The organism is Yoonia sp. (assembly GCF_046292185.1).
GTDB lineage: Bacteria > Pseudomonadota > Alphaproteobacteria > Rhodobacterales > Rhodobacteraceae > Yoonia.
Window position 1 is genome coordinate 22,963 of the sequence record NZ_JBKBQY010000026.1, and the last position, 13,983, is coordinate 36,945.

13 protein-coding genes and 1 tRNA gene are annotated in these 13,983 nt (G+C 60.1%); 9 read left to right on the forward strand and 5 right to left on the reverse strand.

What is annotated here, in order from left to right; genetic code table 11:
• Positions 1 to 74 precede the first annotated feature (74 nt).
• The gene (locus tag ACK4TM_RS06915; protein WP_409698763.1) at positions 75 to 1,889 is read left to right on the forward strand and encodes an extracellular solute-binding protein; all 1,815 of its coding nucleotides are present in this window, start codon (positions 75 to 77) and stop codon (positions 1,887 to 1,889) included.
• An 81-nt stretch (positions 1,890 to 1,970) separates the two neighbouring features.
• On the opposite strand, the gene ACK4TM_RS06920 is transcribed toward ACK4TM_RS06915, so the two are convergent.
• Positions 1,971 to 2,594 carry a helix-turn-helix domain-containing protein gene (locus ACK4TM_RS06920; RefSeq protein WP_409698766.1) on the reverse strand — a complete coding sequence of 208 codons (624 nt, stop codon included), beginning with the start codon at positions 2,592 to 2,594 and terminating at the stop codon, positions 1,971 to 1,973.
• A 132-nt stretch (positions 2,595 to 2,726) separates the two neighbouring features.
• Between ACK4TM_RS06920 and ACK4TM_RS06925 the strand changes: the two genes are divergently transcribed.
• Positions 2,727 to 3,371, forward strand: coding sequence for a DsbA family oxidoreductase (locus tag ACK4TM_RS06925; RefSeq protein WP_409698769.1), 645 nt, complete (start codon positions 2,727 to 2,729; stop codon positions 3,369 to 3,371).
• On the forward strand, positions 3,368 to 4,576 hold the full coding sequence (locus ACK4TM_RS06930) for a multidrug effflux MFS transporter (protein WP_409698772.1): 1,209 nt from the start codon (positions 3,368 to 3,370) through the stop codon (positions 4,574 to 4,576). Before ACK4TM_RS06925 ends, ACK4TM_RS06930 begins: the two co-directional genes overlap by 4 nt.
• 33 nt (positions 4,577 to 4,609) lie before the next feature.
• Here ACK4TM_RS06930 and mfd read toward each other — a convergent pair whose 3' ends face one another.
• Both mfd and ACK4TM_RS06940 read right to left on the reverse strand, forming a co-directional pair.
• Entirely contained in the window at positions 4,610 to 8,056 is a 3,447-nt protein-coding gene (mfd, locus tag ACK4TM_RS06935) for a transcription-repair coupling factor (RefSeq protein WP_409698775.1), read from the reverse strand.
• Positions 8,057 to 8,094: 38 nt separating this feature from the next.
• A complete protein-coding gene (locus ACK4TM_RS06940; protein ID WP_409698778.1) occupies positions 8,095 to 8,619 on the reverse strand; it encodes a hypothetical protein in 525 nt (174 codons plus the stop codon).
• Between the two features lie 120 nt (positions 8,620 to 8,739).
• Here ACK4TM_RS06940 and hemB point away from each other — a divergent pair, with 120 nt between their 5' ends.
• The 4 genes from hemB (at position 8,740) to ACK4TM_RS06960 (ending at position 11,846) form a co-directional block, all read left to right on the forward strand.
• Positions 8,740 to 9,738, forward strand: a complete 999-nt coding sequence (gene hemB / locus ACK4TM_RS06945; protein WP_409698795.1) for a porphobilinogen synthase — start codon at positions 8,740 to 8,742, stop codon at positions 9,736 to 9,738.
• 209 nt (positions 9,739 to 9,947) lie between these two features.
• Positions 9,948 to 10,559: a hypothetical protein gene (locus ACK4TM_RS06950; protein ID WP_409698781.1), complete on the forward strand. Its 612-nt coding sequence runs from the start codon at positions 9,948 to 9,950 to the stop codon at positions 10,557 to 10,559.
• Positions 10,560 to 10,701: 142 nt separating this feature from the next.
• Positions 10,702 to 11,259: a YSC84-related protein gene (locus ACK4TM_RS06955; RefSeq protein WP_409698784.1), complete on the forward strand. Its 558-nt coding sequence runs from the start codon at positions 10,702 to 10,704 to the stop codon at positions 11,257 to 11,259.
• A gap of 14 nt (positions 11,260 to 11,273) precedes the next feature.
• On the forward strand, positions 11,274 to 11,846 hold the full coding sequence (locus ACK4TM_RS06960) for an NTP transferase domain-containing protein (RefSeq protein WP_409698798.1): 573 nt from the start codon (positions 11,274 to 11,276) through the stop codon (positions 11,844 to 11,846).
• On the opposite strand, the gene ACK4TM_RS06965 is transcribed toward ACK4TM_RS06960, so the two are convergent.
• Both ACK4TM_RS06965 and ACK4TM_RS06970 read right to left on the reverse strand, forming a co-directional pair.
• The gene (locus ACK4TM_RS06965) at positions 11,843 to 12,622 is read right to left on the reverse strand and encodes a Hint domain-containing protein (RefSeq protein ID WP_409698786.1); all 780 of its coding nucleotides are present in this window, start codon (positions 12,620 to 12,622) and stop codon (positions 11,843 to 11,845) included. The two genes, ACK4TM_RS06960 and ACK4TM_RS06965, sit on opposite strands and share 4 nt — an antisense overlap.
• A 327-nt stretch (positions 12,623 to 12,949) precedes the next feature.
• Positions 12,950 to 13,035 (reverse strand) — tRNA-Leu (locus tag ACK4TM_RS06970).
• 108 nt (positions 13,036 to 13,143) lie between these two features.
• On the opposite strand from ACK4TM_RS06970, the gene ACK4TM_RS06975 reads away from it, so the two are divergent.
• Entirely contained in the window at positions 13,144 to 13,722 is a 579-nt protein-coding gene (locus tag ACK4TM_RS06975) for a YqaA family protein (RefSeq protein ID WP_409698789.1), read from the forward strand.
• The coding region (locus ACK4TM_RS06980; RefSeq protein ID WP_409698792.1) for a disulfide bond formation protein B at positions 13,719 to 13,983 on the forward strand (265 nt) is incomplete at its 3' end. The genes ACK4TM_RS06975 and ACK4TM_RS06980, both read left to right, overlap by 4 nt.

Sequence of the window (13,983 nt, forward strand, 5' to 3'; positions counted from 1 at the left end):
AAGTTTGAAAAGGCTCAAAACCATCTTTACGGTGGCAGAAAGCAAATCACATCAGGACAGGGATCATCACAAAAATGGCATTTCAATCCGGCACAATTGTGGCCTTCTGCCGCACGGCCATCGCGGTCATCCTGACCGCCAGCCTTGCCCATGCGCAGCCCCAGCATGGCATAGCTATGTATGGCGACCCCGCCCTGCCACCTGATTTTGTGTCCCTGCCCTATATCAACGCCGACGCGCCCAAGGGCGGGCGCATCGTCACGGCCGAGGTCGGGGGTTATGACAGCCTCAATCCGTTCATCCTCAAAGGATCGGTATCGTGGCAATTGCGCTACTTCGTCGGCGAAAGTCTGATGGCGCGATCCTTGGACGAACCTTTCACCTTGTACGGCCTTCTGGCCGAATCGATTGAAACGGGACCGAACCGCGAATGGGTCGAATTCACCCTGCGACCAGAGGCGCGGTTTTCCGACGGCAGCCCCGTCACCATCGAAGATGTGATGTGGTCCTATGAAACGCTGGGCACCATTGGCCACCCCCGCTATCTGGGATTTTGGACGCGCGTCGAAAGCATGGAACAGACCGACGAACGATCCGTGCGGTTCACCTTCAACATTGAGGACCGTGAACTTGCCCTGCTTGCCGGCATGCGCCCGATCCTGAAAAAGGCACAATGGGAGGGTGTGAATTTCGCCGACAGCACGCTTGATATCGTGCCGATCACCTCTTCGCCCTATGTGATCGACCGTTTCGATGCCGGACGTTCGATATCCCTGCGGCGCAATCCCGATTACTGGGGCACCGATGTGCCGTTCCAGCGCGGCCAGCATAATTTAGACGAGGTGCGGATCGAATTTTTCGGCGATGAAACCGCCGCATTCGAGGCGTTCAAGACATTGGAGGTCAACACCAACCGCGAATTCAACGTGGCGCGCTGGGAAACCCAGTATGATTTCCCCGCCGCGCGCAATGGCGATGTCGTGATGTCGGTGCTGGGCCACGAACGCCCGTCCGGCATGACCGGTTTCGTGATGAACACAAGGCGCGCGCAATTTGAAGACTGGCGGGTGCGCGACGCGCTGATTCATGCCTTCAACTTTGATTTCATCAATGACGCGATGACTGGTGGCGCGCAGCCGCGGATCACATCCTATTGGTCCAACTCCCCGCTGGCGATGGACCACGGCCCTGCGACGGGGCGTGTGCTGGAATTTCTGGAACCTTTTGCCGATGATCTGATCCCCGGCACGATTGAAGGCTATAATCTGCCCATGGGCGACGGCACCGAACGCAACCGCGCCGGCACCCGCGCCGCCCTGGACCAGATGGAACAGGCCGGCTGGACAGTGCAGGACGGCGTGTTGCGCGACGAGGCCGGCAATCCCTTCAGCTTCGAGATTCTGCTGGAGCAGGGCAGTTCGGAAAATCAGGCGATCATCGACATGTATACGCAGGCCCTTGGCCGGATCGGCATCACCCCCCGGATCGCCACGGTGGACGGCGCGCAATATAAAGAACGCACCGATGCCTATGATTTTGACATGACATTCTACCGGGTTGCCGTGTCGCTGTCGCCCGGCAATGAACAATATAATTACTTCGGCTCTGAGTCCGCCGACCAGCCCGGCGGGCGCAACGTGATGGGCATCAGATCCCCCGCCGTGAATGCGATGATCGACCGGTTATTGACCTCGGAAAGCGAAGAGGATTTTGTGGCCACGGTGCAGGCGCTTGACCGGATTCTGACGGCCGGGCGCTATGTGATCCCGATCTATCAATGGAACATCAGCCGCATCGCCCATGCCAAGGAATTGCGCTATCCCGACACATTGCCGATCTTCGGCGACTGGCCGGGCTGGCAACCCGACGCCTGGTGGTATGAAGAATAATGCAAAAGGCCCGGGATCACCCCCCCGGGCCTTTCTTCCAGCTTCTTTTTTCGGAAATTACTCCCGCCGGAGCCTTGAAAGTTAAGAAAGTGACGTCACCCACAGGATCGTCGCATCTTCGGGGCTGAGCGACACGACGTTATGCCCCATCGCCGCGTCGTAATAGGCGCTGTCACCGCGTTTCAGGTCGATCGGTTCGTAAAATTCGGTAAACAGCCGGATCTGCCCGGTGAGTACATACAGAAATTCCTCGCCATCATGGCGGACCCAGCCGTCGAATTCCTCCATCCGGCGGGCACGTACACGGGCGCGGTAGGGCAGCATTTTCTTGGCGCTCAGCGCCTCGGCCAAAAGCGCATGTTCATAGGTGGTGGTGATCTGTGTGGTTTCATCGCCGTCGCGGGTGATTGCCATGCGGCCATTGACCTGCCCCTTTGACGGCGGCGTGAACAATTGCGGCACCGAAATCCCCAGACCGACCGCCAGCTTTTTCAGCGCATCATAAGTGGGTGACATCTGCCCGTTCTCGATCTTGGACAGGGTCGACCGTGCCAGCCCGGCTTGCCGTGCCGCCTGTTCCAGCGTCCAGTCGCGCGCCTTGCGCAATTCGCGCACCCGCGCCCCCAGGTCCAAAGGCTGGGCCACGCTGCTTGCGCCATTTTCATGGGCAATGCGGATCAGGTTTCTGGGGTCGGTATCGGACATGACATTTCTTTACGCAGGCCCGCGCGATCTTGCAACTGACACAGGGCGGGGATAGGCCTTTGGCATCTTATGCATCCGGCAAGACCGCGCGCCATCCTGCTGCGCCATCCAGCCCATTTTCCGGAGAGACCCATGGTCAAACTCGACATCATTTCCGATCCGATCTGCCCCTGGTGCTATATCGGCAAGGCCAATCTGGACCACGCCCTGGCGCAATTTCCCGATCATCCCTTTACCATCGAATGGCATCCGTTCCAGCTGAACCCCGATATGCCTGCCGGTGGGTTGGACCGGAAGATCTATATGGAAAGCAAGTTCGGCAGCAAGGCCGGCGCCGCCAAAGCCTATCTGCCCGTCGCCGAACATGCCGAAAAAGCCGGCGTTGCGATCAATTTCGAGGCGATGAAAATCGTCCCCAACACGATCAACGCCCACCGCCTGATTCACTGGGCCGGGATCGAGGCGCGGCAGACCTTTGTCGTGGACCTTTTGTTCAAGGCGTATTTCGTCGATGGCCGCGATATCGGCAGCGACGAGGTGCTGGCAGATATCGCCGACAGCGCGGAAATGGACGCAGCATTGGTGACAAGACTTCTCGAATCCGACGCCGACACCGCCGACATTCGCGCGCGCGACGCGCATAGCCGCGAAATGGGGATCACATCGGTGCCCACCTTTGTTATCGCCAATCAACATGCGGTGCCGGGCGCACAGCCCACGGACCTTTGGGTCAAAGTCATCAGCGATATCATCGCCCAGGTCGGAGACGCAGAATGATCGCCCCCACACAACGGCTCGGCCAGACCGAATTCATCGCGATGATGGCGATGCTGGTCGCCACAATCGCCTTTTCCATCGACGCGATGCTGCCCGCCCTGCCCGAGATCGGTGCAGCGCTCAGCCCCGGCAACCTTAACAACGCGCAGTTGATCATCACCAGCTTCGTTCTGGGCATGGGTGTCGGCACCTTGTTCACCGGGCCATTGTCAGATGCTTACGGGCGCAAGCCTGTCATGGTCTGCGGCGCGATTGTCTATGTCATCGCTTGCGCGCTGGCGTGGGCGGCGCAATCGCTGGAAATGATGCTGTTCGCCCGCGTGCTGATGGGGCTGGGGGCGGCAGGTCCGCGCGTTGTCGCGATGGCGCTGGTGCGCGATCTGTATCAGGGCCGCGATATGGCGCGGATCATGTCCTTTGTCATGGCGGTCTTTGCACTGGTCCCTGCACTCGCTCCGACCTTGGGCCATTTCATCATCCTCGGCTTCGGCTGGCGCGCGATCTTTGCGGCGTTCATGCTGTTCTCCGTCATCACCGTGATGTGGCTGCTTGTACGTCAGCCCGAAACGCTGACACCGCAAAACCGACGCCCGCTTAGCATCCGAGCCTTGGCGAATGCCACGGCACAGATGTTCGCGCATCCGACAGCACGGCTGTCGATTGCGGTGCAGACACTGGTCTTCGGGATTTTGTTCGTGGTGCTGTCCTCGACCCAGCAGGTGTTCGACATCACCTTCGGGCAAGGCGAATATTTTCACCTTTGGTTCGGTGGGATCGCGATTGTCGCGGCCAGCGCCAGCCTGCTGAATGCCAAACTGGTGATGAAACTGGGCATGCGCGCGATCATCAAGGCGATGCTGACCATCCAGATTTTCCTGACCCTTGCGATGATCGTGATCACGGCGGCCGACGGGCCCTATTGGCTAGCCTTCGGGACCTATGTGATCTGGGTCACCGGCAATTTCTTTCAGGCGGGCCTGACCATCGGCAACCTGAACGCATTGGCGATGGAGGAGATGGGCCATATCGCTGGCCTCGCCGCCTCGATCATCGCGGCTGTGTCGACTGTGGGGGCTGTGATCATCGCCGCCCCTGTCGCGTTGATGTTCGATGGCACGCCGATGCCGATGGCAATTGGCGCGCTGGTGGCGGCGTCCCTTGCCATGTGGCTGACGACGAAAATCAAGCGCCCCGGCGAGGTTTAAACACCCACCATCACCAACAACAAAAAGCAGGGGTCACCCTGCTTTTTTTGTTTCATCCGCCAGTTTGCCCGCCAGATCGCGGGCGATGTTGAACGCGCCCTGAATCTTGTCACGTTCCTTGGCCCAATCGCGCTGCACGACGATCTTGTTGTCCTTGACCTTCGCCTGCCCGCGCTGGTCGTTGATGAAATCCACCAGACCCGCAGGCGATGCGAATTTGTCGTTGTGGAACCGGATCGTCGCGCCCTTTGGCCCTGCGTCAAGCTGGCTGATGCCTGCGCGTTTGCACATCGCCTTGATCCGCACGACCAGCATCAGTGTGTTCACCTCACGCGGCAATTTACCGAAACGGTCGATCAGTTCTGCGGCGAACCCTTCCAGTTCCACTTTGGTGGTCAGGTTCGACAGGCGGCGGTACAGGCCAAGGCGTACATCCAGATCAGGCACGTAATCTTCGGGGATCAGCACCGGCACGCCCAGATTGATCTGCGGCGCCCATTGTCCGTCATCTACGATGCCTTCGGCCTGACCGGACCGGATCGCGGTGATCTGATCCTCCAGCATCTGTTGATACAGTTCATAGCCGACTTCGCGCATCTGGCCGGATTGTTCCTCGCCCAGCAAATTGCCGGCACCACGAATGTCGAGGTCTTGTGACGCCAGCGTGAACCCCGCCCCCAGCGAGTCAATCGACCCCAACACCCGCAGTCGTTTCTGCGCTGCATCGGTCAGTTTCTGCCGTGGCTTCGTGGTCAGATAGGCATAGGCCCGCGTCTTGGACCGGCCCACCCTGCCCCGGATTTGATAGAGTTGCGACAGACCGAACATATCCGCGCGCCAGACGATCATCGTATTGGCGGTCGGGATATCGAGCCCGGATTCCACGATGGTCGTCGCCAGCAGCACGTCATATTTGCCGTCGTAGAAAGCGTTCATCCGATCGTCGAGCTCGCCCGCCGCCATCTGCCCGGTGGCACTGATATAGCTGACCTCGGGGACCTCATCGCGCAGGAATGCTTCCATCTCGTCCATATCGGTGATGCGGGGGACGACGATGAAACTTTGCCCGCCGCGATAATGTTCGCGCAACAACGCCTCGCGCACGGTGATCGTGTCGAACTCACTGACATAGGTACGGATTGCCAGACGGTCGATCGGCGGTGTGCCGATCACAGACAGATCGCGCACGCCCGACAGCGACAATTGCAAGGTGCGCGGGATCGGCGTTGCGGTCAGCGTCAGCACATGCACATCGGTGCGCAATTGTTTCAGCCGTTCCTTGTGCTGGACGCCGAATTTCTGTTCCTCGTCGATGATCAGCAGGCCAAGGTTCTTGAATCGCACCGATTTCGCCAGCAACGCGTGGGTGCCAATGACGATATCCACCGTGCCCTTGGTGATCCCGTCGCGGGTCAGGGCGGCATCCTTGGCCGACACAAACCGCGACAAGGGCCGCACGTTGACAGGGAACCCCCGGAAACGTTCGGCAAAGCTTTGGTAATGTTGCCGCGCGAGCAGGGTTGTGGGGGCCACAATCGCCACCTGCACACCCGCCATGGCCGCGACGAATGCGGCGCGGATCGCCACCTCTGTCTTGCCAAAACCGACATCGCCGCAGATCAGCCTGTCCATCGGCTGGCCGGATTCCAGATCACCCAGCACATCGTCGATGGCGGATAGCTGGTCATCGGTTTCCGCATAGGGAAAGCGGGCCAGAAACTGGTCCCACAGGCCAGATTCGGGTTCCAGTACCGGTGCCTTACGCAAGGCGCGTTCGGCGGCAACCCGGATCAGCCGTTCGGCGATCTGGCGGATGCGTTCCTTGAGCTTGGCCTTTTTCGCCTGCCAAGCCCCGCCGCCCAATTTGTCGAGCAGGCCCGTTTCATGGCCATATTTCGATAAAAGCTCAATATTTTCAACGGGCAGGTAAAGTTTGCTGTCTTCCGCATATTCGATCAGCAGGCATTCATGCGCGGCCCCCAGCGCCGTGACAACCTCCATCCCCTGAAACCGCCCGACGCCGTGATCGACATGGACCACCAGATCGCCGGGGGTCAGGCTGTTGGCCTCGGACAGGAAATTATCGGCGCGGCGTTTGCGTTTGGTGCTGCGGATCAACCGGTCGCCCAACACATCCTGTTCGGAAATCATGGTCAGGCCGGGGGATTCAAACCCTTGATCCAAAGGCCAGACGGCAAGATAGACACCGGTTTTGCCGATGCGGGAAAAGTCGGTGATGAGGATGGTTTCACCCACCCCTTCATCCTCGATCAGCCCTTCCAGTCGTTCGCGCGCCCCTTCGGAATAGGAGGCAACGATGACCGGGCCTGATGCAGAACGCGCCTTGATATGGCCCGCCAAAGCACCGAAAAGGCTCAGGTTTTCCTGCTGCCGTTCCGGCGCGAAACTGCGCCCCATCCGCCCGCCTGCGTCGATCACACCGGGGCCTGTGGCCTGTTTATGCGGCGAGAATTGCATGACGCGGTGGTCTGCCACGGCCTGCGTCCATGCCGCATCGTCGAGATACAGCAATTGCGGCGGCGCGGGCTTATAGACGCTGTCCATCCGCCCCTTTTGCGTCAGCGCATGCATCCGGGTGCCGTATTGGTCGGCAATTGATTCCCACCGCGCCGCGCGCTGCGGGCCGGTCTGATCGTCCAGCGTGATCGTGGCCTTGGGCAGATAATCGAACAATGTTTCCAGATTGTCGTGGAAAAAGCCCAGCCAATGTTCCACGCCCGCATGTTTGCGCCCGGCACTGACCGCCTCATACAGCGGATCATCCGACCCTGCCGCGCCGAATTCGATCCGGTAATTCTGCCGGAACCGCGTGATCGCCGCCTCGTCCAGTATCACCTCGGACACCGGGGCCAGTTCCACCTCGGACAGTTTTTCAACCGTGCGCTGGGTGGCGGGATCGAACCGGCGCGCGGCGTCAAGCACATCGCCGAACAGGTCCAGCCGCACTGGGCCGGATTGACCGGGCGGGAAAATGTCGATGATCCCACCGCGCACGGCATAATCGCCCGGTTCCATCACATTGGGACTTTGCGTGAACCCCATACGGACCAGAAAGGCGCGCAAGGCACCTTCATCCAGACGTTTGCCGACGGTGGCGGTGAACGCCGCCTCGCGCAGGACAGACCTTGCCGGCACGCGTTGCGTCGCGGCATTCAGCGTCGTCAGCAGGATGAACTGACCGGGCATGCCGTGCACAAGTGCGGCCAGCGTCGCCATCCGCGCGGCGGAAATATCGGTATTGGGCGACACACGGTCATAGGGCAGACAATCCCAGGCCGGAAAGACAAAGACCGGCACGCCGGGGGCAAAGAACGCAAGGGCGGCCTGCAACGCCGCCAGCCTCTTGTCATCGCGCGCGACATGCAGCACGGGCTGACCCTTGGCCAGTTCAGCGAGAATCAGTCTGGCGTCAAACCCTTCGGGCGCGCCGCTGACGGTTATATGTGTGCGATCTGACATTGCGTCGAGATATCCTGCGCCAGCGGCGTGTCAACCGGTCAAAACACCATCATGCGGCTCAGGTTGGCATACATCCCGTAAACCGCCGTCACGAAAATCGCCGTCATCGCGATGACTTGTATCCAGAACCGTAAATTGGACAGCGCCTTGACCAGCGCTTCGCCGGTCAATGGGGCCGCTGACAACCGCTGACAGGCCCGCCACGTCAACGCGCCGACAATGACCAGCGGAAAGGCCAGCAGGAACAGCCCCTGCGCCAGTTCCAGCCCATAATAAAACCCCAGCATCCCCGCCATGGTGATGAAAAACGCGACCAGCCCGACAAAGATCAGCCCCGGCGTCCCGGCAATCGTCATCAGGCGGCGCACATTGATTGCGGTGATCTGATCCAGATCCAGCATCGCCTGCCCGCCATGGCGCCGCGCGCCATAGATCATGTCGAAGGGCACGCCGATGATCCAATGGCTGACGCTGGCCCAGGTGACGGCGACGGCCAGCCAATACCAGATGTTGGAAAATGTACGAAAATCGATCTGGCTGAAAATCACGTCGGACAGGGTCAAGGCATTCTCATTTCATGCGCGTTAATCGTGAACCTAGCGCCCGCCCACAGGATTGCCCAGACTTGTGATGCCGGAAAATCCATGCGACCACATGCAAAACCCGCAATGAAAGCCGCCGCCATGCACCCGATCACCCCCGCTTTCCCCGTGACCCGCCTGCGCCGGATGCGCCGGACCCCGGCCCTGCGCGCGCTGTCGCGGCAGAATACGCTCAGCGTGGATGATCTGATCTGGCCGGTCTTTGTGATGGATGGCAAGGATGACGCAACCCCCGTGGCGTCGATGCCCGGCGTGATGCGCCGCACCGTGGACCGGATTGCCAAGGCGGCGGTCGAGGCGCAGGCATTGGGCATCCCCGCGATCTGCATCTTTCCCTATACCGGCATGGAGGCGCGGACGGAAGATTGCGCTATGGCCTGGGACCCTGACAACCTGACCAATCAGGCAATCCGCGCGATCAAAGACGCCGCCCCCGATATCGCGGTGATGACCGATATCGCGCTGGACCCTTACAATATCAACGGCCACGACGGGTTTGTCGAAAACGGCGAGATCGTGAATGACCGCACGGTAGAAGCCTTGGTCAAAATGGCGCTGGCGCAGGCCGATGCGGGCGCGGATATCCTTGGGCCATCGGATATGATGGACGGTCGCATCGGCGCGATCCGCATGGCGCTGGAAAGTGCAGGGCATCACGATGTCACGATCCTGAGCTATGCCGCGAAATATGCCTCGGCCTTTTACGGCCCGTTCCGCGATGCGGTGGGCGCGTCGGCGGCGCTGACCGGGGACAAGAAAACCTATCAGATGGACCCCGGCAACCGGGACGAGGCCATGCGCCTTGTCGCCCGCGATCTGGCCGAAGGGGCGGATATGGTGATGGTCAAACCCGGCATGCCCTATCTGGATATCTGCCGTCAGGTGAAGGACACATTCGGCGTACCGACCTATGCCTATCAGGTCAGCGGTGAATATGCGATGATGCAGGCCGCGATCCAGAATGGTTGGCTGGACGGCGAAAAGGTGATGATGGAAAGCCTGCTTGGCTTCAAACGCGCAGGCTGCGACGGGGTGCTGACCTATTTCGCGCTAGAGGCGGCGAAGGTGCTGCAGCGATAGCACCTGAACGGGCGCATTCGTCTTGTCGAATGGGGCACAGCGTTCATTCTTTTTGCTGCCAAGTTCGTTTTACTTTAGCTGCCTGGTGATGATGCAAAGAAGGCACCATTGGTAAGGTTGCGGTGGGGCACCCTGTCGTTCGCTTGCGTTAGGGCCACAACTTTTCATAGAATTGCCAGGCATCAATACAACCAAATTGGGAAAAATTTATGAAATTTACTGTGCTTCTCGGCTGCAGCGCCGTATCACTGCTGGCCGCATGTGGTGGTTCATCGACCAGCGGAGAACCCGCTGTTGTATCGCTCGACCAACTCATTTCACGCGCGGCAGCGTTTGAGGATGCCATTGGCACCATAAATATCGATGATGATGGCCTCGAACCAACAGCGTTCGCCAACCTCCCGACAGGCACCGCCAACTATACCGGAATTGCGGTCGTGGGTTTGATCGCCGACGACGCCGACGTTGCGAGGTTCGGCGCTATCGGGTCGGCAACTATGGTAGCCAACTTTCAAACCCAGACCGTCACTGGCGCAGCCGACAATTTTTTTCAGTTGGACGACCCGTCAATAATTGGCTTCGAAGGGGCCACCGGTGAACGGATTGCAGGTTCAATCGCCTATACGCTGACCGGCTCTAAAGGTGACAATGAGTATACAGGCCAGATTACCGGAAGCCTGACACCCATTGGGATGGACGCATTCGATGTCAGTGTTCTGGGAAGCGGTGCCTTTGTTGGCGATACCGGAGAAGGATTTGCAGTAGAAGCGTTTGAAGACGGAAATGATACCTTTGTCGGCATTCTTGCGCTGAGAAACTAATTCTCTGCCGGGGGTCAGGGGCTTCTGCTGCGGGCAATTCCCGCCTGCCCCTGACCAAGGGCGTGACAGCGCGACCACAATCGCGTAAAGTTACAACCATGAGGGCGGTCTACGCCCCGGTTTGAACAAAGGCGGACATGATATGGGCAGTCTCTCTCGGCGCGGTTTCGCGCTTGGTGCTTTGGCGGTGACAACACTTGCAGCTTGTGACAACGGGATCGGCAGCAGCGGTGCGGCGATGATCGATGCGCGTGTCGAAGCGACGCTGAACCAGATGTATAGCGAATTCCCCGGCACGCGCGATTTGGCGTCGCGGTCCGCGGGCATGCTTGTCATGCCGCTGGTGACCAATGCCGGGCTGGGTCTGGGTGGGTCGTTTGGCCGTGGTGCCTTGCGGATCAACGAAACGACAGTCGATTATTATTCTGCCACCGCAGGCAGTGCCGGTTTGCAGATCGGGGCGCAGCAATACAGCTATGTGCTGTTTTTCATGACCCCTGATGCCTTGATGGAGTTCCGGCAATCGCCGGGCTGGGCCGCCAGCGCGAATATCGATTACGCGGTCAGCAACCAGGCCGATATGCTGCGTGCGGAAACCACCACATCGCTGTCGCCGGTGATTGCGGTGGTCTTCGGCCAGACCGGGTTGCGCCTTGGCGCGACGCTGGAAGGCAGCAAATACACGCGGATCATCCCCTGACGATACCTGTCCTGATCCTTGCCGCCGGGGCGTCGCGCCGGATGCGGGGGCTGGACAAGCTGGCGCAGGAGGTGGACGGCATGCCGCTGCTGCGCCGTCAGGTAAGCATGGCGCAGGCGACCGGTCGTCCGACCTATGTCGCCCTGCCCGCCCCGCATCATCCGCGTCGCGCGCTGATCGCCGGTCTTGACGCCAGTGTGATCGCGGTGCCCGATGCTGCAGAGGGTCTGTCAGCCACGATGCGTGGTGCCGTGGCCAGTCTGCCGGATTGTGCGGCCTTCATGATTCTGCTGGCCGATCTGGTGGCGATCACCACGGATGATCTGCAAGATGTGTTTGCCGCGCGGGCCAGCCAGCCCGATCACCTGATCTGGCGCGGTGCCACGCAGAGTGGCAAACCCGGTCATCCGATCATCTTTGACGCCAGCCTACGCCCCGCATTCGCGCATCTGTCAGGCGATACCGGCGGCGCAGACATCGTCGCGGCGCATCAGGCCCGCACCTGCCTTGTCCCGCTGCCCGACAACCACGCGCGGCTGGATCTGGACACACCCGAAGATTGGGATGACTGGCGGCGCGGCCCTTAGGCAGCGATCAGCAGGGATTCGGATTTCTGCAAGGTGCGGCGCGCTGCGGAATATCGCGCGGTGCCGGCACTGGTGGACAATTCGGGAAACAGCAGCAGCAATTCATCGCGCTGCCCCGCATCGATCCCCTGCAGAGACAGATCGCTGGGCTGGAACGATTCGGACCATATTCCGTCCGACAGCACGATCTCGTGGTTTGCGAACATGAAGTGCAGGAATGTCACCTCTGCCATGTCGATCACCTCGATCCCAGCCATCGCCGTCATATGTTTGGCAGGCAGCAGGACCTCGGTGTCGCCGAAAACCTGCCGGGCCGCGTCGGACACGACCAGCATCCGGTGGTTCGGCGACACGACCATATCCCGTTCGGGAAGGTTATCACCCAAAGCACCCTTGCGGATCATCACCGGGCGCATCGCGGGGGTAACGCACAGATCCCCGGTTTTCATGGTCTTCTGTCCGGCCCAGATGATGGTTTGTACGCCATTGTCGCGGGTCTGGACCCTGTCGCCGATGGCCAGCGTTTCCGCAGGCCTTTCGCCCAGGGGCGTCGCGATCAACGTGCCGGGGGTGAAGCAGGGAATGACCTGTTCGATCTGACCAAAGCTCCGCATATCGCCTGAAAGGTAGGTGACGACGGACGCTTCGGGGTCAGCGGAATCATGGATCACATGGCGCAGGTTAGGCGCGGTCAGATCAAGCAGATCACAAGGCCTTGTCCCCGCCCGATCATGGTCCGGAGGCGTCTGGCTGGCCGACATATGTGGCGATTGCATGGGGTACTTTTCCCAGTCATTTGGCGCAAAATGCGCCGGGGTTACACAACAAACACGCCCAGAGAGGGCAGCCTTCACAACATGGCAGGACACGCGCAGTCCCGCCTTTTCATCATTTTCACGACGCCGGGCAAGAACCACAGCGATCCGGGCGGTCTGACCCGTCTTTCCGGTCGCATAAGCGGATCTGTCACGCATGGACGGTCTTATGCTCAGGATTTGCTAACATCAGATAATGGCACAAAAATGACGCCGCCGTGTTACATCGCGTCACTGAGGCAAAGTCATCGGTCATCTTGGGGAGTAATACGCGCCGAAGGGCGCTATTGGTGCCGATGGAGGGACTCGAACCCACACGATGTTACCACCGGGGGATTTTGAATCCCCTGCGTCTACCATTCCGCCACATCGGCACTGGGATGCTTCCTAATCCGGCCAAAGCGCGGCGTCAATCGCATTTGCACCGCCTTGACGGGATCGCGCGGGCATGGCCTAAGCAGGCGATCAAACAGGGCGAACCCATGCTGCGCGGACTATATGACTGGACGATATCGTTGGCGCGCACGCCTTATGCGCTCTGGGCGCTGGCGGCGGTGGCGTTTATCGAATCGTCCTTCTTTCCGATCCCCCCCGATGTGCTGATGATCCCGATGATCATCGCGCGCCCGTCGCGTGCCTTTCTGATCGCGGGTGTGGCAACAATCGCCTCGGTTCTGGGTGGAATGTTGGGCTATTTCATCGGTTTCGCGCTGTATGATTCTGTCGGCGTCCAGATCCTGCAATTCTACGGGAAAGAGGATTACTTTGCCGAATTCGCGGTCACCTATAACAGCTACGGCGCCTGGGCGGTGCTGGTCGCCGGTGTGACCCCCTTCCCCTATAAGGTGATCACGATTGCATCAGGGGTCACGCAATTATCGCTGCCGGTGTTTATTTTCGCTTCGATCACGGCACGCGCGCTGCGGTTCTTTCTGGTGGCGGCGCTGCTGTGGAAATTCGGTGAACCGATCCGCGATTTCATCGAACGCCGCCTTGGGTTGATGTTTATCCTGTTCTGCGTCCTGTTGCTGGGCGGATTTGCATTGCTGGGGGTTTTATGACGCGCAACCTGTTGATTTTCATGGCCGGTGCCGGGTCGTTCGCGCTGCTGGCGGGGGCCTATCTGTTTCAGGCGCTGGGCTATCCGCCCTGTGCGATGTGCCTGTGGCAACGCTGGCCGCATATGGCGGCCATCGTCATTGCGGCAGTGGCGCTGCGGTTCGGCGGGCGCGCCCTGCCCGCGCTGGGCGCTGTTGCGGCGGCGGCGACGGGTGCGATCGGCGTGTTCCACACCGGGGTCGAACGCGGCTGGTGGCAAGGGC

Bases quoted from the DNA above. Each gene is read 5' to 3' on its own strand.
- hemB (WP_409698795.1), top strand. From the start codon at position 8,740: ATGCACCCGATCACCCCCGCTTTCCCCGTGACCCGCCTGCGCCGGATG.
- ACK4TM_RS06950 (WP_409698781.1), top strand. From the start codon at position 9,948: ATGAAATTTACTGTGCTTCTCGGCTGCAGCGCCGTATCACTGCTGGCC.
- ACK4TM_RS06925 (WP_409698769.1), top strand. From the start codon at position 2,727: ATGGTCAAACTCGACATCATTTCCGATCCGATCTGCCCCTGGTGCTAT.
- ACK4TM_RS06915 (WP_409698763.1), top strand. From the start codon at position 75: ATGGCATTTCAATCCGGCACAATTGTGGCCTTCTGCCGCACGGCCATC.
- ACK4TM_RS06975 (WP_409698789.1), top strand. From the start codon at position 13,144: ATGCTGCGCGGACTATATGACTGGACGATATCGTTGGCGCGCACGCCT.
- ACK4TM_RS06955 (WP_409698784.1), top strand. From the start codon at position 10,702: ATGGGCAGTCTCTCTCGGCGCGGTTTCGCGCTTGGTGCTTTGGCGGTG.
- mfd (WP_409698775.1), bottom strand. From the start codon at position 8,056: ATGTCAGATCGCACACATATAACCGTCAGCGGCGCGCCCGAAGGGTTT.
- ACK4TM_RS06930 (WP_409698772.1), top strand. From the start codon at position 3,368: ATGATCGCCCCCACACAACGGCTCGGCCAGACCGAATTCATCGCGATG.
- ACK4TM_RS06920 (WP_409698766.1), bottom strand. From the start codon at position 2,594: ATGTCCGATACCGACCCCAGAAACCTGATCCGCATTGCCCATGAAAAT.
- ACK4TM_RS06965 (WP_409698786.1), bottom strand. From the start codon at position 12,622: ATGCAATCGCCACATATGTCGGCCAGCCAGACGCCTCCGGACCATGAT.